Below are 17,430 nucleotides of genomic sequence, written 5' to 3'. Positions count from 1 at the left end.
ACCCTAACGCGGTGCTCAGGCGGGCGCGTGCTGCCCGGTGTAGTCCTCACTGGCGTAGGTGGGCCCGCGCCACCAGCCCGGCCGGGTCACCGTGGTGACCCGCGTGCCGAAGCCGTCGGTGGGGTAGCGGTACCGGACCTCGAACAACGCGCCCCAGGCCGCCGGATCGGCGTGCCCCGGCAGGGCCGCCGGGACCTCGTGGAAGGTCGCCACCGGGCCCAGCCCGGCGAAGCCGCCGCCGTGGGGCCGGAGGCTGCGGGTCAGCTCGCCGTGGTGGGCCAGGTGGGCGGGTGGGCGCAGCAGCAGTCCGGGTGGTTCGACCAGGCCGTCGGCGAGGGCGGGCAGCCGGGCGCACGGGTACCAGACCGAGATCGGCCAGTCGGCCAGCACCGGGCCCTCGGTGCGGCCGATCCGCTCGCGCAGCGTGCTGCCGTCGGCCAGCCGCACCGCGTCGGCGGCCCCGCAGCTGTCCCCGGTCAGCGATTCGAGGTTCGCCTGCGCGGTGGACCACGAACCGGCCCGGTACTGGTTGAGCGCGGCCTTGCCGTGCAGGCCGAGCACCACCACCGGCATCAGCGCCACCGATCCCCCGGCGATGGCCAGCGCCGCCCAGCCCGCCAGCCGGGTGGGCCACGGCTGCTCGTCGGGGATCGTGGTGCCGCGCCGCCGCAACCGGAGCAGGAGCACCGCCGCGACCGCGCCGCCGGCCAGCAGCAGCACCAGCGGGTTCGCCGGCACCCCACCGGCCAGCCGCTGGTCCAGCCACGGCATGCCGAAGCGGTGGTAACCCCACCACGAGTTCGGCCCGTACCAGACCAGGCTGAGCACCACGGTGAGGCCGAACAACGCGGACAGCCGGATCACCCAGCCCGCGCGTTCGCGGGCGAAGGCGCGGGGCAGCCCGGCCAGGCCGTTGGCGATGACCAGCGCGGAGAAGAAGTCCAGCGCGGAGAAGTGCGAGGCGATCTTGGTCGGGGTCAGCAGCAGGGCGGCCAGGCCGAGGCCGAGCCAGGCGAACGGCCAGCCGAACACCCCGGAGAAGGTGTGCCGCTGGTGCCGCGGGCTGAGCACCACCACGAGCAGCAGCAGCGCGATGCCCAGCAGCACCGGCAGGCGGCGGGCGGGGTGCTGCTCGAAGGCGAAGTCGTTGCCGACCCCGCCGAGCAGCATCTGGTAGCGGTTGAACTCGCCGTACCAGCTCTGCGCGGCGCCGTACCAGTAGCGGGCCCCCGCGGAGTCGGCGAAACCGCCGATGCCGGAGTTCAGGAACACCAGCGGGGACGCCACCGCGACGGCGGCGGCGACCAGCCCCAGCAACAGCAGCGTGCGCGGCCCCCCGAGCGACCGGCCCGCGGTGACCAGCAGGCCGAGCAGCAGCGGGAGCAGCGCCAGCATGCCGGTCGAGGTCACCGCGAAGCAGGCACCGGCCGCGAGCCCGCCGGCGACCAGCCACCCGGGTTGACCGGTCAGCCGGGCCCGGACCGCGGTGTACGCGCTGATCCCGGTGCACAGCACGACGAACGGCTCGGGGCGCAGGCCGACGCCGCTGGACGTCCACACCGCGAAGAAGGCGGCGGCGAGCAGGGCGGTGGGCACCCGGGGCGCGGTGGTGCACCGGCGCAGCAGCCGGGTGACGCCGAGCAGCAGCAACCACACCGCGAAGCCGGCCAGCAGGGCGGGCACCCGGGTGAGCAGCGGTGCCCAGCCGAGCTGGAACAGCGGCGCGAACAGGTACTGCAGCAGGACCGCCGGGGTTTCGGCGGCGTTGAGCGCCATGTAGTAGTCACCGGCGAACCCGGCTTCGGCCAGGTTCCGGTGCATGCCGAGGAACCAGCCGTCGTCCACGGTCTGCGGTGCGAGCACGCCCCAGGCGGCGATCCCGGCACCGACCAGCGCGGTCCACGCGGCGTCCGCCCGCCGGGGCAGGCGTGGCGCCGGGTTCCCCCGCGCCCGCCCGAAGAGCCGGAACCCGGCGACGACGCAGCCGAGCGCACCGACCGCGAACGCCACCATCAGCCCGGCTTTCAACGGGGTGGGGTGGGTCTGGAACCGGGCGTCGGCCTGCGCGCGGGCCGACACCGCCGCGCCCGGGGGCAGGTCGGTGACGAACGCGACGACGTGCGGGACCAGCGCGTCCGTGCGCAGCAGTTCTCGTCCATCGAGAAGGACGCGCAGTTCGCCGCCTTCGGCGTGCACCCGGTACACGCAGTCGCCCGCCGGGACCGGTCCGAGCGGGTGCTCGCGGTCCGCGGTGACGGCGACCAGTTGCCGCTCCCGGATTTCCAGCGCCAGCCCCAGCCGGCGGGCTTCGGCGGCGTCAGCGGGGAAGGTGGCGAAGGCCGTGGTGGTGCCGGGCGCGGCCGAGGCGACCGCCGCACACGGCACCGCCACGTCCAGGGACAACGGCCGGTACGGCAGGAACATCGCCACCGCCGACCCGGCGGGCCTGCCCGCCTCCGGCCACCGCACCTCGACCTGCTCGGCGCGGACCGGCGCGAACGGAATGGCGAGCGCCAGCACGAGGGTGACCAGGGGGAGCGCGAGCCACCACCGCGACGGCCCGGGCGCCGGCCGGACCGGCCGCACCACCACCGCGTGGTCCGCCTCCGGCACCGCGACCGACGGGCTGCCCACCGACCGTACCTCCCCGCTTCCGGCTGCCCTCCCATCCTGACCAACATTCACGTTAGGGCAGGGTTCGACACGGTTTCCGTTCCGGTGATGTCCGTGGCGCCCCCGTCTCACCCTTCCGGGGGTTCTTGGGGCCACCTCGGATATCCGTGCGTGATCTGGGCCGCGGTCCGCGGTGCCGCTGACCCGATCGGGGTGGGGTTGATCTAACGTAACGTGAGAGTTGATCGCGCCACCGGTGCCCGAGTGAGTCAGGTAGTCATCCGTGCCGAGTCCGTCTTCCCCGTTTTCCGCGCGCCCGTCCCGGTGGTCGCCGAAGGTCGTCCGCACCGAAGTGCTGGCCGGTCTGGTGGTGGCGCTGGCGTTGATCCCGGAGGCGATCTCGTTCTCGATCATCGCGGGCGTCGATCCCGGCGTGGGGTTGTTCGCCTCGTTCACCATGGCGGTGGTGATCTCCGTCGTCGGCGGGCGCCCGGCGATGATCTCCGCGGCCACCGGGGCGATCGCGCTGGTCGTCGCGCCGCTGGCCCGCGAGCACGGTTTCGGCCACCTCGTCGCCACGGTCGTGCTGGGCGGGGTGTTCCAGGTCGTGCTGGGCTCGCTCGGGGTGGCGCGGCTGATGCGGTTCGTGCCGCGCAGCGTGATGGTGGGCTTCGTCAACGCGCTGGCGATCCTGATCTTCCTGGCGCAGGTGCCCGAACTGGTCGACGTGCCGTGGCCGGTCTACCCGCTGTTCGCCGCGGGGCTGGCGATCACGGTGTTCTTCCCCGGGCTCACCAAGGCGGTTCCGGCGCCGCTGGTGTCCATCGTGGTGCTCACCGCGCTGACCGTGGCCGCGGGCATCGCCGTGCCGACGGTGGGGGACAAGGGCGCGCTGCCGTCGTCGTTGCCGGTGCCCGGGGTGCCGGACGTGCCGTTCACCCCGGCCACGCTGACCCTGATCGCACCGTACGCGCTGGCGTTCGCGCTGGTCGGGCTGATGGAGTCGCTGATGACCGCCAAACTGGTCGACGACCTCACCGACACCCGCTCGAACCAGACCCGCGAGGCGATCGGCCAGGGTGTGGCCAACGTGGTCACCGGCTTCTTCGGCGGCATGGGCGGCTGCGCGATGATCGGCCAGACCATGATCAACGTCCGGGTGGCCGGGGCGCGGACCCGGCTGTCCACCTTCCTGGCCGGTGCCTTCCTGATGGTGCTGTGCCTGGTCTTCGGCCCGGTCGTCTCCGACATCCCGATGGCCGTGCTGGTCGCGGTGATGGTGCTGGTGGCCGTGGGCACCTTCGACTGGCACAGCGTCGCCCCGGCCACGCTGAAGCGGATGCCCGCCGGGGAGATCGTCGTCATGGTGGTCACCGTCGCGGTGGTGGTGGCCACCGGCAACCTGGCCATCGGGGTGGTGGCCGGCGTGATCACCGCGATGGTCATCTTCGCCCGGCGGGTGGCGCACCTGGTCGAGGTGACCGCCACCACCGGCCCCGGCGGCGAGCGGGTCGTCTACGCGGTGACCGGCGAGCTGTTCTTCGCCTCCAGCAACGACCTGGTGCACCGGTTCGACTACGCGAACGATCCGGGCGCGGTGGTCATCGACCTCTCGGGTGCGCACATCTGGGACGCCTCCACCGTCGCCGCCCTCGACGCGATCACCACCAAGTACGCCGCCCGCGGCAAGACCGTGGAGATCACCGGCCTGAACGAGCACAGCGCCACGATGCACCGCAGGCTGACCGGTGAACTGACCGCCGGGTGACGCGGGCGGTCACCACCGCAGGTCCCGCACCACCGCCAGGAAGTTGGTGGTGACGGCGGCCTGGTGCGCCGGGCTGGTGGCCAGGCCGACCTCCCAGGCCGCGGCCGGGTGGTCCAGCGGGGTCAGGGTGATCGCGGCGGGCGCGATGGCGGCGGCGCTGGCGGGCACCAGCGCCGGGCCGATCCCGGCGGCCACCATGGCGAGCACGGTCTGCAGGTCGTGGGTCTGCCCGGCGGTGCCGGGCCGGATGCCCCACGCGGTGCACAGCCGGTCGATCTGGCGGACCAGGCCGGGTCCCTTGGCCTCGGCGAGCCGCACCAGGCGCTGCCCGGCGAGCCAGGCGGCGGGTTCGGCGGGCGGGGAGCCGAGGCAGGCGATGGCCAGCCGGTCGCGGCACAGCACCTGCTGCCGCAACCCGGCGCCGGTGGGCAGGCGGACGAAGGCCGCGTGCAGGTCACCGCTGCGCACGCGGTCGATCAGCACGGTGGACGGCAGGTCCTCCAGGCTGGTCTCCACCCGCGGGTACCGCTGCCGGAACGCGGCCACCGCCCGCGGGGCCACCTCGATGCTGGACAGCCCGAACCCCAGTGCCAGCACCCCGGTCTCCCCGGCGGCCAGCAGCCGCGCCCGGCGGTGGAACTCCTCGGTGCTGGCGATCAGGTCCTGGGCCGAGGGCAGCAACGCGCGGCCGAAGGCGGTCAGCGCGGCACCGTGCCTGCCCCGGGTGAACAGCCGCCCGCCCAGCTCCCGCTCCAGCGCGTGGATCTGCTTGGTCAGCGACGGCTGCGTCAGGTGCAGGCTCTGCGCGGCCGAGCCGAAGCCGCCGTGCCGGGCGATGGCGGTGAAGGCGAGCAGGCGACGATCCATTCCGGCAGGCTATGGCAACGGCCCCGGGATTCATTGGACGCGGCCGCCGGGGTCCGCTGTGCTGAAGGGCATGGAGACCTTGCGGATCGCCACCGTGCAGTTCGAACCCCGCCCCGACGACCCGGAGCACAACCTCGCCCGGGTGACCGCCTTCGCCGGCGAAGCCGCCGAAGCGGGCGCGAAACTGGTGGTGTGCCCGGAGATGTGCCTGCTGGGGTACTGGCACCTGCGACGGCACGAGCCGGACCGGCTGCACGCGCTGGCCCAGCCCGCGGACGGCCCGCTGGTGACCGCGGTGCGGGACCTGGCGGAACGCCTCGGCATCGGGGTCGGCGCCGGGTTCCTGGAGTCGGCGGACGGCGCGTTGTACAACTCCTACGCGGTGTGCCTGCCAGACGGGGCCGTGCACGTCCACCGCAAGCTGCACGCCTTCGAGCACGCGGCCGTCTCCAGCGGTGACGCCTACACGGTGTTCGACACGCCGTGGGGGGTCCGGATGGCGACCCTGATCTGCTGGGACAACAACCTGGTCGAGAACGTCCGCGCCACGGCGTTGCTCGGGGCGGAGGTGCTGCTGGCCCCGCACCAGACCGGCGGCACCGCCTCCCGCAGCCCGCACGGCATGAAGCCGATCCCGCTGGAACTGTGGGAGAACCGGCACGCCGACCCGGAGGCGGTCGAACGCGAGTTCCGCGGTCCCAACGGCCGTGGCTGGCTGATGCGCTGGCTTCCCGCCCGGGCCCACGACAACGGGTTGTTCGTGGTGTTCAGCAACGGCGTCGGCCGGGACGACGACGAGGTGCGCACCGGCGGCGCGATGGTGCTCGACCCCTACGGCCGGATCGTCGCCGAAACCTGGGCGGCGGCCGACGAGCTGGTGCTCGCCGACCTGGAGCTGGGGCTGCTCCCGCTGTCCACCGGCCGCCGCTGGCTGGCGGGGCGCCGCCCGGAGCTGTACGGCCTGCTCACCCGGCCCCTCGGCATCGAACGCGACCCGCGAACCGCGCGGTTCGCCACCGAGCCGGTGGAACTGAACCCGTAGCTCACGTGAAGCGGGCGGCTTCGCTGTCGATCAGCGATTGCGCGCGGTCGAGGGTGTGGGAGCCGTACGTGCCGCCGGCGCGGGCATCGAGCAGGGCGTTCTGCTGGGCGTCGATGAGCAGGCGGTGCAGTTCCCGTCGTTGCCGGAGCGGGCTGTCGGGGTCGGGCTCGTCGAGCATCTTGTCGATGACCTGGGCGGTGGCGAGGCTGCGGCGCCGGGTGCCGTCGAGCACCGCCTCGTCGAAGGGCTTGCCGTTCTCCCGGCGCAGCGCCGGGTTGCCGAGCAGCGACTGCGTGGCCGCGTGGAGCTCGCCTGCCAGGCGGGCCAGTTCGCGGCGTTCGTGCTCGGCGTCACCGCCCTGGACGCCGAGCAGCTTGATCAGCATCGGCAGCGTGCCGCCCTGCCCGACCAGGGTGGCGATCGCGACGGTGAAGGCGATCAGCACCAGTTCGGCCCGGTGCGGCACGTCGGTGGGCAGCGACTGCGCGGCGGCGACGGTGACCACCCCGCGCATCCCGGACCAGGCGAGCACCCCGCCACCACGCCAGCCGAGCCCTTCGCTGGCGAAGAACGCGGCGTCGGCGTGGCGCCGCCGGAGCACCCGGGTCACCGCCGCGTACCGCTGCTGCCCGCCCGGACGAGGGCCCCGGTGGGTGAGCCCGGCCAGCGCGGCCTCGATCCGCCCGGTGCGCTCGCCGGCACCGCGTTGCTGACGGCGCAGTGCCGCGATGAGCGGGACGACGAACGCGACCCGCAGCAGGATCAGCGCGAGCGTCGCGAGCAGGCCGATGCCGACGGCGGTCCAGCCGCTCTCACCCGAGTCGTGGACGTCGGCGAAGACGGCGGTGATCTCGTAGCCCATCAGCAGGAAGACGCCGTTTTCCAGGAGCAGCTGGATGGTCCGCCAGTTGGTGCGCTCGGAGATGCGGTCGTGGGCGGTGAAGCGCTTGGCGCTCTGGTGACCGGTGATCAGCCCGGCCGTGACCACGGCGATGACCCCCGAAGCGTGCAGTTCCTCCGCCGGGAGGTAGGCCAGGAACGGGACCACGAACGAGATCGCCGTGGTGAGCACGGGCTGCTCGCGGATCCGGGAGCGGACCCGGACCGACACCAGCCCGACCAGCGCCCCGACCGCGACGCCGGCCACCACGGCGAAGGCGAAGTCGCCGAGCGCGCCCCAGAACGAGACGGTGCCCGCGATGGCGGCGACCGCGGTGCGCAGCAGCACGAGCGCGGTGGCGTCGTTGACCAGCCCTTCGCCTTCGAGAATGGTGACCAGCCGGGGTGGCAGGCCGAGGCGCTTGCCGATCGAGGTCGCCGCGACCGCGTCCGGCGGGCTGATCACCGCGCCCAGCGCGACCGCGGTGGCGAAGCCGAGGTCCGGGACGAGCCACTGGAGCAGCAGCCCGGTGCCGAAGGCGGAGACCACCACCAGCACCACCGAGAGCGCGCCGATCGTGCCCAGGTCCCGGCGGAAGTCCACCACCGGCACGTTCACCGCCGCCGCGTGCAGGATCGGCGGCAGCACGACGACCAGGATCCAGTCCGGTTCGACGAACAGCTCCGGGGTGCCGGGCAGCACGCTGCACCCGATGCCGACGAGCACCAGCAGCACCGGCGCCGCGATCCGCAGCTTCGGCGCGGCGTAGGACACCACCACGATGATCAGCACCGCCACCACGGCGAGCAAGGCCGGTTCCCGCATGCCGTGCAGCTTGCCGGACGCGGGGCACCAGCGCCCGTCGCGCACCGCCCTGTCCACTGTGGAATCGTTCTGGAAAAGCCGGGAATACTTCTTTTCCCGCCGTCCGCCCCACCCGATGGTGCGGCCGGTCGGCCACCGTGCGTCACCGTCGCGCACCACTCGTCCCCAGGAGGTGTTTTGTGTTGCGCCAACGTGTTCGCGCTATTCCCAATCCTTGAGCGGGCGAGTTCTAATGTTGTCGGTCATTTCCCGCCAATGAAGGAAAAAGATGAAAATCCCGAAAATCATCGCCGGCCTGTTCGCCCTTGTTTCGCCCGTCGCGCTGGTCCTGCCCGCGGCCGCCGACGAGCCGCCCGACTACGTCATCGAGAGCGCGAACGGCACCGAACGGGTGTGGCAGCAGACCTGGTGGTACGGCGAACCCACGATCACCTCCGACTACCACGGCGGCGACAACCAGGAGTGGATCTTCTGGAGCAACCGCACCATCCAGAACACGGGCACCGACCTGTGCGTCACCGCCCACTACGGCAGAATCATCGGCGCGGACTGCAACGGCGACGACCCCGGGCAGCGGTGGCGCATCCGCGGCGACCACAACCAGAAACAACTCCGGAACGAGGAAACCGGGTTGTGCGCGACCTACGAAGGAAACGACGACCAGCTCTCCCTGCACACCTGCGACTGGGACCGCATCAACCAGCGCTGGTACCTCAATGGCTGAAAACTGCTGGAACAGCTGAACGGAGGAAGGCGAACGGCAGGGAGAACACCGCTCCCTGCCACTCCCAACGTATAGCGCAGCCCGGGGCTTGCCGCAAGACCCGGTTCGTCCCGCAGAATCACCGCCCGGCACAGAACTCGGAGTGGATGGGCGGTTCATGATCGACGTGATCGTCGCCGGCGGCGGGCCGACCGGTGTGCTGCTGGCCGCGGAACTGCGGCTGCACGGCGTGCGGGTGGTCGTACTGGAGAAGGAGGCGGAACCGACCAAGGTGGTGCGCGCGCTCGGCCTGCACGCGCGCAGCATCGAACTGATGGACCAGCGCGGGCTGCTGGAACGGTTCCTGGAACTGGGGACCAGGCACCCGGTGGGCGGCTTCTTCGCCGGCATCACCAAACCGCCGCCGGAGCGGCTGGACACCGCGCACCCGTACGTGCTCGGCATCCCGCAGACCCTCGTCGAACGCCTGCTGAACCAGCACGCCGGCGAGCTGGGGGTCGAATTCCGGCGCGGCCGCACGGTGACCGGGCTCAGCCAGGACGACGCCGGGGTGACCGCCGAACTGGCCGGCGGCGAGCGACTGCGGGCGCGGTACCTGGCCGGCTGCGACGGTGGCCGCAGCACGGTGCGCAAGCTGCTCGGCGTCGGCTTCCCCGGCGAACCCAGCAGGCACGACACGCTGCTGGGCGAGGTGCACCTGACCGCGTCGCCGGAGGAGCTGAACGCGGTGGTCGCGGAGGTCCGCCGGACGCAGAAGCGGTTCGGCGCCATGCCGCTCGGGGACGGGGCGTACCGCGTGGTCGCCCCCGCCGGCGGGGTGGCCGGGGACCGGACGGTCCCGCCGACCCTGGACGAGCTGAAGCAGCGGGTGCGGGCGCTGGCCGGGACCGACTTCGGCATGCACTCGCCGCGCTGGCTCTCGCGCTTCGGCGACGCCACCCGGCAGGCCGAGCGGTACCGCGCCGGCCGGGTGTTCCTGGCCGGGGACGCCGCGCACATCCATCCGCCGACCGGCGGCCAGGGCCTCAACCTCGGGTTGCAGGACGCGGTCAACCTCGGCTGGAAACTGGCCGCCGCGGTGCGCGGCTGGGCGCCGGAGGGGCTGCTGGACACCTACGAGACCGAACGGCACCCGGTGGCCGCCGACGTGCTGGAGAACACCCGCGCGCAGATGGAGCTGATGTCCGCCGAACCCGGCGCGCAGGCGGTCCGGCGGCTGGTCGCGGAGCTGATGGACTTCGCGGAGGTGAACCGGCACCTGATCGAGAAGGTGATCGCCACCGGCATCCGCTACGACTTCGGCGAAGGGCACCCGCTGCTCGGCAGGCGGCTGCGGGACGTGCCGCTGAAGCGGGGGCGCCTCTACGAGCTGATGCGCGGTGGCCGCGGCCTGCTGCTCGACCAGACCGGCCTGCTCTCGGTGGACGGCTGGGCGGACCGGGTGGACCACGTCGCCGACGTCAGCGAGGAGGTCGACGTGCCGGCGGTGCTGCTGCGGCCGGACGGCCACGTGGTCTGGACCGGTGCGGACCAGCGCGGCCTGCACGAGGTGCTGCCCCGGTGGTTTGGTCCCGTTCGCCCGGACGGGGTGCCCGGCGTTTGACCGCTGCCCGCCGGGGAACGCCCCCGTGGACCTGGTGGGACGGCGGAGGTGTGCGTGCGCGGAAGTCTGCTCGGGCTGGCCAAGGCGGGGATGACCCTCGCGCTGACCGGGCCGATCTTGGTGTCGCAGCAGGCGAGGAAGGCGACCGGGGCGATCCGCCCGCTGGTGGGGGCGCTGACCGCGGGAACGGCCGGGGCGGTGGGCGAGGCGACCGGGATGGCGACCCGGTCCACCGTGCGCGCCGCCAGGGTGGTGCGCAACGCCGCGGGCACCCGCACGGCGGTGTGGCGGGCGGGGCGGCGGCTGCACGTGCCGCTGCGGCCGGGGGACGAGGCCGTCCGCCCGGACGGGCCCGGGCTCGCCGCCGAACTGGCCGGGCACGCCGGCGTCGCCGGGGTCTACTGGGACGGCGGCCTCGGCAGCGTGGTGGTCCACCTGGCCGAGGAGGCGGTCGCCGGCGGCGTGCTCGACTGGGTGCGCGCGCACTGCGCGTCCTACGACCTGGCCCCGGCCGAGCCGGGGGACTGCGCCCCGGCGCACCCCGGTGACACCTACGGGGTGCGCACGGCGGCGCTGGCGCTCGGCATGGACGTGGCCGGGCTGGCGGTGTCCGTCGGCACGCGCGCGGTGCGCAGCGGCCGGGTGCACGAAGCGGTCCGGGCGGCGGTGTCGGCGGGCCGGGAGCACCCGGCCGTCCGCGCCGCACTGGACGAGCGCTTCGGCTGGTACACCGCGGAACTGGTGCGGGCGGCGGTGTCCGCGGGGGTGCGGGGGTTCAGCCAGGACCCGGTCGAACTGGCACTGGACGCGCTGCTGCGCTCGGGTCAGCTGGCCGAGGCGATCGCCCGGCTCGCCGCCTTCGACGCCGTGCACGACGAACTCTGCGCACCGGACCGGCCCAGCCTCGGTGTGACGCCACCGCAGCGGCGGGTCCGGGCCCCGATGGAGGACTACGCCGAGAACGCCGTCAGCGGTGGCCTGCTGGCGGCACTGGCCGACCTGCTCCTGCGCCGCAACGCGCGGGAAGCCGCCGAAACCGTGCTCGCCGCGTCCCCGCTGCCCGCCCGGTACGCGCACACCGCCTTCCACACCGCGATGGGCACCGCGTTCGCCCGTGAAGGGGTGATCGTCCGCGACCCCGACCGGCTCAAGGCACTGGACACAGTGGACACCGTCGTACTGCAGGCCGAGGCGCTGCACGGGGAGCACGGCCTGGACCCGCACGCCGAAGCCGTGCTGGACGCGGCCCGGCGGGCCGAGGCGCGGGTGGTCATCGTGGGGGAGGGCGCCCGCGAACGGCTGGGGGAGTTCGCGGCACTGGCCGACGACGTGGTGGACACCGAGGATTTCGCCGAGCTGGTGGAACGGCTGCAGGACGACGGCCGCGTGGTGCTGACCGCCGGGCGGCCGGATCCGGACTGCCGCCCGGGTTCGGCCGCCGTGGCCGGTCTGCTCGCCGGGGACCTCTGCGTCGCGCTGGCCGATCGGGACGCCCCGGTGCTCTGGGGTGCCGACCTCATCGTCCGCCCCGGGCTGGCCGGCGTGTGGCGGGTGCTGCGGATGGCGGGGGCCGCGCGGGCGAACAGCAGGCGCGCCACCCGGGTGGCCACCGCCGGCGCGGTGCTCAGCGGCCTGCTGCTGGTGTCCGGCCGCGGCAGGCGCCGCCCGCTGCTCCCGCCCGTGCCCCGGCTGGACCCCGTCGCGCTCGGCGGGCTGACCGGGCTGGCGATGGGCTCGTTCGCCGCGTTCCGCGTGGCCGTGGCCACCCCGCCGCCGGGACGGCCGCGGATCGCCTGGCACGAACTGAGCGCCGACGAGGTGCTCCAGCGGCTGGCGGACGGGGAACGCACGCCGACGCCGTGGGAACTGACCGCGGACCGGGTGCGGTCGGTGGCCCGGGCGGTGGCCCGGCACCCGGTGGCGGCGCCGGTCCGGCTCGGCTCGGGGCTCGCCGCGGACATCGCCGGCGAGCTGAACGACCCGCTGACCCCGGTGCTGGCACTGGGCGCGGTGGCTTCGGCGGTGGTCGGTTCGCCGGTGGACGCGCTGCTGGTGGCCGCGGCGATGGGGCTGAACGCCGTGGTGGGCGGCACCCAGCAGTTCCGCGGCCGCCGGGCGCTGGCCAAGCTCAAGGAGGGCGAGCGCCAGCGGGCGCGCCGGGTCGGCGGCAAGGTCGTCGACGCACGGGCGCTCAAACCCGGTGACCGGATCGAACTGCGGGTCGGCGACGTCGTCCCGGCCGACGCGCGGCTGCTCACCGGCGCCGACGTGGAAATCGACGAATCCGCGCTGACCGGTGAGTCGCTGCCGGTGGCCAAGCAGCTGGAACCGGTCCCCGGCGCGCCGATGGCCGAGCGCAGCTGCCTGGTCTTCGCCGGCACCACGGTGGTCAGCGGGGAGTGCACGGCGGTGGTGGTCGCGGTCGGGTCCGAGACGGTGGCCGGCCGGGCGGTCGAACTGGCCACCCGCACCGCCGCCGCGGTGGGCATCCAGGCCCGGCTGCAGGACCTCACCCGGCGGGCCCTGCCGCTGACCATGCTCGGTGGTGCCCTGGTCACCGGGCTGTCCGCGCTGCGCGGCCGTCCGGTGCGGCGGGCGCTCGCCGGTGGCGTGGCGATCGCCGTGGCCGCGGTGCCCGAGGGCCTGCCGCTGGTGGCCACGGTGGCGCAGCGGGCGGCGGCACGGCGGCTGTCCGCCCGCGGCATCCTCGTCCGCACCCCGCGGGCACTGGAAGCGCTGGGGCGCCTGGACGTGGTGTGCTTCGACAAGACCGGGACGCTGACCGAGAACCGGCTGCGCGTGGTCACGACCACCGATTCCGGCGGCGAGCCGCGTGAACCGGGAGCGGACGACCCGGTGCTGCGGGCGGCGGCCAGGGCGTGCCCCGGCACGCTCGACGACCCCCACGTCCGCGCCCACGCCACCGACCACGCCGTGCTCGAGGCGGCCGGTGCGGATCCGGACTGGTCCGAAGTGGACGGACAGCCGTTCGAGGCGAACCGCGGGTACTCGGCCACGGTCGGCCGGGCGGGCGACGGCGGAACCACGTTGCTGGTCAAGGGCGCGCCGGAAGTCGTGCTGCCCGCGTGCGCCGGGGCCGAGGAACTGGCCAAGGCCGCGGAAGCGCTGGCGGACGAGGGGCTGCGCGTGCTGGCGGTGGCGTCGCGGCCGGTCGCCGGACCGGTGTTCGACGGCGACGACAGCGAAGTGCTGGCGGACCTGGAGTTCGTCGGGTTCATCGGGCTGGCGGACACGCTGCGCGACACGGCCGGGCCGTTGATCAGCGGGTTGCGCGAGGCCGGGATCGCCCCGGTGATGCTCACCGGCGACCACCCCAGCACCGCGCGTGCCATCGCCACTTCGCTGGGCTGGCCGTCCGGCACCACCGTGGTCACCGGCACCGAACTCGCCGGACTCGACCGCGAGGGCCGGGCCCGGCTGCTGGCCGGTGCCGGGGTGATCGCCCGGGTCGCGCCGGAGCAGAAGTTGCAGGTGGTCGAGGCGCTGCGGGAGGCGGGCCGGGTCACCGCGATGGTCGGTGACGGCGCGAACGACGCCGCGGCCATCCGCGCCGCGGACGTCGGCATCGGCGTGCGGGCCCGGTCCTCGACCGCCGCCCGCACCGCGGCCGACCTGGCGCTGGCCGACGAGGACGTGACCGTGCTGCTGGAGGCGGTGGCGGAGGGCCGGGCGCTGTGGCGCAGCGTGTCCGACGCCGTGGTCATCCTGATCGGCGGCAACGCGGGGGAGATCGGCTTCTCCGTGCTGGGCACCGCGCTGTCCGGGGATTCCCCGCTGGGCACCCGGCAACTGCTGCTGGTCAACCTGCTCACCGACCTGTTCCCGGCGATGGCCGTGGCGGTCACGCGCCCGGACGACAACGGGTCCGGCGGCCCGGCCGGGCTCGGTGAGGGGCTGTCCCGCGACATCACCAGCCGCGGGGTGACCACCGGGATCGGCGCCACCACGGCGTGGCTGATCGGCCGGTTCACCCCCGGCACCGTGCGCCGCACCAGCACCATGGCGTTGTGCGGGCTGGTCGGCACCCAGCTGGTGCAGACCCTGCGCGGACGGCGGCGCAGCCCGCTGGTGGTGGGCACCGCGGTCGGCTCGGCGCTGGTGCTGGCGGGCATCGTGCAGACGCCGGGGGTGAGCCAGTTCTTCGGCTGCACGCCGCTGGGCCCGGTGGCCTGGGCGGGCGTGGGCGCCGGGGTGGCCACCGGAGCCGCTTCCTCGCTGCTGCCGGTGTGGCGCAGGGGCTGAACGGCGGATTGACCGGGCAATTGCCCATTTGTACGGTCAATTCATGCCGACGCTGCACGAGACGATCCGCCTGGACCTGGAAAGCCGGATCCACGAGGGCACGCTCACCCCGGGGGACCGGCTGCCGACGGAGATGGAACTGCGTGCGCAGTACGGCGTCAGCCGCGCGACCGCGCAGCGGGTGCTGAACGACCTGGCCGACGCCGGGCTGGCCGTGCGCCGCCGTCGCCAGGGCACCTTCGTCGCGGACGTGCGGCAGCAGATCAACCTGCTCAGCTACGCGTCGCCGGACCGGCAGGAGAAGGGCGTGCCGGGCAGGCACGAGGTCCTTTCCGCGCGGATCGTGCGGGCCGCCGACGCCGTGCTGCCGCTGCCGGGTGCCGAGGACGACACAGCCGTGGTGGAACTGGTGCGGCGCAAGCTGGACCCGCGTGACCAGCCGCGGGCGGTCGAGCGGCACGTCGTGTTGTTCTCCGCGGCACCCCGGCTGCTGGAGGAGGACCTCGCGGAGTTCGTTTCGCTGCCCTACCTGCGCGCGCGGGGGGTGGTGATCGACCGGATCCGGATCTACCTGGACCCGGTGGTCCTCGACGAGCACGACGCCGGCCTGCTCGGCAGCCGGTCCGGCGAGCCGGCGCTGAGGCGGCGGCGTGAACTGCGTGCCGGGAACGGCACCGCCATCGAAGTGGTCACCGCGACGCTCCGCCCGGGCACGGCGGAGTTCTTCGTGGAATTCCCAGGAGGGCAGGTCCGATGAAGGTCGTCGTCGTCGGGGCCGGGGTGCTCGGTGCGAGCGTCGCGCGGTCCCTTTCCGTTGCCGGAGCCGAAGTGCTGTTGCTGGATCGCCGCGGGCCGGGGTCCGGTACCAGTGCCACCACGTTCGCGTGGACCAACGCCAACCGGAAGCCCGACCCGGACTACTTCCGGCTGAACCTGGCCGGGATGGCCGAGCACACGCGGCTCGCCCGGGAGCTGCCCGGCGAACCGGCGTACTTCCCGAGCGGTGGCTTGCAGTTCGCCGACGCCGGCAGCCGGGATTGGCTGGCGTCGAACGTGGAACGGTTGCAGGGCTTGGGATATCCGGCGCGCTGGGTGGACCGCGCCGAGGCGCGGTCGATCGCCGGTGCGCTGCGCATCCCCGATCCGGTGTCGTCGATCGCGTACTTCCCGGCCGAGGGTTACGTCCGCCCGGACCGGTTCGTGGAGAACCTGGTGGCGGACGCCGTCCGGCACGGGGCCGTGGTGTCCGTCGCGGAGGTCGTGTCCGTTGCGGAAGCGTCGGTCACCCTGGCCGGTGGTGACGTGCTGGCCGCCGACCGGGTCGTGCTGGCGACCGGCCGGTGGACCGCCGGGCTCGCCGCCGGTTCCGGTTTCGAGGTGCCGATGGTGACCGAGCTGGGACGGGGCTCGCCGACCGTCGGCCTGCTCGGGTACGTCCGGTCGCCGCGGGTCGAGCTGCGTTGTGTGGTGCACACCCCGGGGTTGAACCTGCGTCCCGGCGTGGTGCTGCAGGCGCTCGACCTGAACTCGGCCGTCGATCCGGCGAGACCGCCCGCCGCCGGGGTTCTCGGCGACCGCTTCTCCGCGTTGTTCCCGGAGGCCGGGACCCCGGACATCGAACTGCGCGTCGGCTTCCGGTCGCTGCCCGCTGACGGGAACCCCATCGCCGGCTACCTCTCGCCGCACGTCTACTGCCTCGTCTCCCACGGCGGTGTCACCTTGGCGCCGGTGCTGGGGCGCTTGGTGGCTGCTGAGGTTCTCCGTGATGAGCCTCAAGACCTGCTGGAGCCGTTCCGGCCTACGCGGTTCTCTGACCGGGCTGGCCTTCCCCCGGTTTCTCGTCCGGTGAAGTTGGGGGAGCAGTAGCTCGCTGCTTGGAGCAGTCGCCCGGCCGGCGCGGTCATCTTGCCGCGCCGGCCGGGCCTTGGCTCGCCTCAGCTCAGTGCTTGCTCGAGCAGTGCTTCGATCGCTGTTTCGACTTCGGGGGTGAGTTCGGTGATGGCGTAGGAGGCGGGCCAGAGGGCACCGTTGTCGAGGTTGGCTTGGTCGCTGAAGCCGAGGGTGGCGTAGCGGGCCTTGAATTTGGCGGCGGTTTGGTAGAAGCAGATCATTTTGCCGTCGCGGTAGTAGGCGGGCATGCCGTACCAGAGTTTGGCGGTGAGTCCGGGGGCGGTGGCCTTGATGACTTCGTGGAGCCGGGCGCCGATGGTCCGGTCGGTTTCGTTCATGTCGGCGATCTTGGCGAGGACGTCGGCCTCGGTGTCGGTGCCGCGCTTGCCTTTGAGTTCCTTGGTGCGTTCCTTGAGGGCGTCGCGCTCGTCCTGGGTCAGGCCGTCGAACTTCTTGGTTGCCATGGGAGTGTCCTTCCGGGAAGAGGTGGTCACCACCGACCGGCCTGCCGGCGGGTCGGGGCGTTGAGGCGGTTGTAGGCGTTGGCGAGGGCGATGTTGAGCAGCAGCGCGGCCAGCTCCCGCTGGTCGAAGTGCTTGGCGGCCAGGTCCCACACCCGGTCCGGCACCGGTTCCGGGCGGTCGGCGAGCCGGGTCACCGCTTCGGTCAGCGCCAGCGCGGCGCGTTCCTCGTCGCTGAACCAGGGCGTCTCCCGCCACGCGGCCACCGCGTGCACCTGGCCGGCGCTCGCGCCGTGCGCGGTGGCCTGCTGGGCACCGCCTGCCACGCACGGGCCGCAGCCGTTGATCTGGCTGGCCCGCAGGTGGCTCAGCGCCAGCACCCGCCCGCCGACCCCGGCCCCGGCAACGGCCTCGTTGAGCGCCACCAGCGCCTGCATCGCCTCGGGGACCAGGACCGCGGGGTCCGGCATCCGCTCGACCGACATTCGCTTCCT

12 protein-coding genes are annotated in these 17,430 nt (G+C 73.6%); 7 read left to right on the top strand and 5 right to left on the bottom strand.

Going from position 1 to position 17,430, the window contains the following annotated elements:
• Positions 1 to 15: 15 nt before the first annotated feature.
• A complete protein-coding gene (locus AC07EG_RS30125; protein ID WP_478256598.1) occupies positions 16 to 2,634 on the bottom strand; it encodes an arabinosyltransferase domain-containing protein in 2,619 nt (872 codons plus the stop codon).
• Positions 2,635 to 2,896: 262 nt separating this feature from the next.
• Here AC07EG_RS30125 and AC07EG_RS30120 point away from each other — a divergent pair, with 262 nt between their 5' ends.
• Positions 2,897 to 4,381 carry a SulP family inorganic anion transporter gene (locus tag AC07EG_RS30120; protein ID WP_478256597.1) on the top strand — a complete coding sequence of 495 codons (1,485 nt, stop codon included), beginning with the start codon at positions 2,897 to 2,899 and terminating at the stop codon, positions 4,379 to 4,381.
• A 9-nt stretch (positions 4,382 to 4,390) separates the two neighbouring features.
• Here the strand turns inward: AC07EG_RS30120 and AC07EG_RS30115 are convergent, their stop codons facing one another.
• Positions 4,391 to 5,248: a LysR family transcriptional regulator gene (locus tag AC07EG_RS30115; protein WP_478256596.1), complete on the bottom strand. Its 858-nt coding sequence runs from the start codon at positions 5,246 to 5,248 to the stop codon at positions 4,391 to 4,393.
• 70 nt (positions 5,249 to 5,318) lie between these two features.
• Between AC07EG_RS30115 and AC07EG_RS30110 the strand changes: the two genes are divergently transcribed.
• On the top strand, positions 5,319 to 6,290 hold the full coding sequence (locus tag AC07EG_RS30110) for a nitrilase family protein (protein ID WP_478256595.1): 972 nt from the start codon (positions 5,319 to 5,321) through the stop codon (positions 6,288 to 6,290).
• Position 6,291: 1 nt separating this feature from the next.
• Here AC07EG_RS30110 and AC07EG_RS30105 read toward each other — a convergent pair whose 3' ends face one another.
• Positions 6,292 to 8,052, bottom strand: coding sequence for a cation:proton antiporter (locus AC07EG_RS30105; RefSeq protein ID WP_478256594.1), 1,761 nt, complete (start codon positions 8,050 to 8,052; stop codon positions 6,292 to 6,294).
• A 211-nt stretch (positions 8,053 to 8,263) separates the two neighbouring features.
• On the opposite strand from AC07EG_RS30105, the gene AC07EG_RS30100 reads away from it, so the two are divergent.
• From AC07EG_RS30100 to AC07EG_RS30080, 5 genes are all read left to right on the top strand, one after another.
• Positions 8,264 to 8,719, top strand: coding sequence for an RICIN domain-containing protein (locus AC07EG_RS30100; RefSeq protein WP_478256593.1), 456 nt, complete (start codon positions 8,264 to 8,266; stop codon positions 8,717 to 8,719).
• A gap of 157 nt (positions 8,720 to 8,876) precedes the next feature.
• On the top strand, positions 8,877 to 10,322 hold the full coding sequence (rox, locus tag AC07EG_RS30095; protein ID WP_478256592.1) for a rifampin monooxygenase: 1,446 nt from the start codon (positions 8,877 to 8,879) through the stop codon (positions 10,320 to 10,322).
• 54 nt (positions 10,323 to 10,376) lie between these two features.
• The gene (locus tag AC07EG_RS30090; protein ID WP_478256591.1) at positions 10,377 to 14,585 is read left to right on the top strand and encodes an HAD-IC family P-type ATPase; all 4,209 of its coding nucleotides are present in this window, start codon (positions 10,377 to 10,379) and stop codon (positions 14,583 to 14,585) included.
• A 43-nt stretch (positions 14,586 to 14,628) separates the two neighbouring features.
• Complete coding sequence (locus AC07EG_RS30085) at positions 14,629 to 15,342, top strand: GntR family transcriptional regulator (protein WP_478256590.1); 714 nt, start codon at positions 14,629 to 14,631, stop codon at positions 15,340 to 15,342.
• The gene (locus AC07EG_RS30080; protein WP_478256589.1) at positions 15,339 to 16,451 is read left to right on the top strand and encodes an NAD(P)/FAD-dependent oxidoreductase; all 1,113 of its coding nucleotides are present in this window, start codon (positions 15,339 to 15,341) and stop codon (positions 16,449 to 16,451) included. The genes AC07EG_RS30085 and AC07EG_RS30080 overlap by 4 nt, the downstream gene beginning before the upstream one ends.
• Positions 16,452 to 16,519: 68 nt before the next feature.
• Here AC07EG_RS30080 and AC07EG_RS30075 read toward each other — a convergent pair whose 3' ends face one another.
• Both AC07EG_RS30075 and AC07EG_RS30070 read right to left on the bottom strand, forming a co-directional pair.
• Complete coding sequence (locus AC07EG_RS30075; protein WP_478256588.1) at positions 16,520 to 16,939, bottom strand: iron chaperone; 420 nt, start codon at positions 16,937 to 16,939, stop codon at positions 16,520 to 16,522.
• A gap of 26 nt (positions 16,940 to 16,965) precedes the next feature.
• The gene (locus AC07EG_RS30070; RefSeq protein WP_478256587.1) at positions 16,966 to 17,421 is read right to left on the bottom strand and encodes a carboxymuconolactone decarboxylase family protein; all 456 of its coding nucleotides are present in this window, start codon (positions 17,419 to 17,421) and stop codon (positions 16,966 to 16,968) included.
• Between the last annotated feature and the right edge of the window lie 9 nt (positions 17,422 to 17,430).

Source organism: Amycolatopsis sp. NPDC045836, assembly GCF_056431745.1.
The sequence above is the reverse complement of the archived record's forward strand: the minus strand, read 5'-3'. Positions and strand labels throughout refer to the sequence as shown.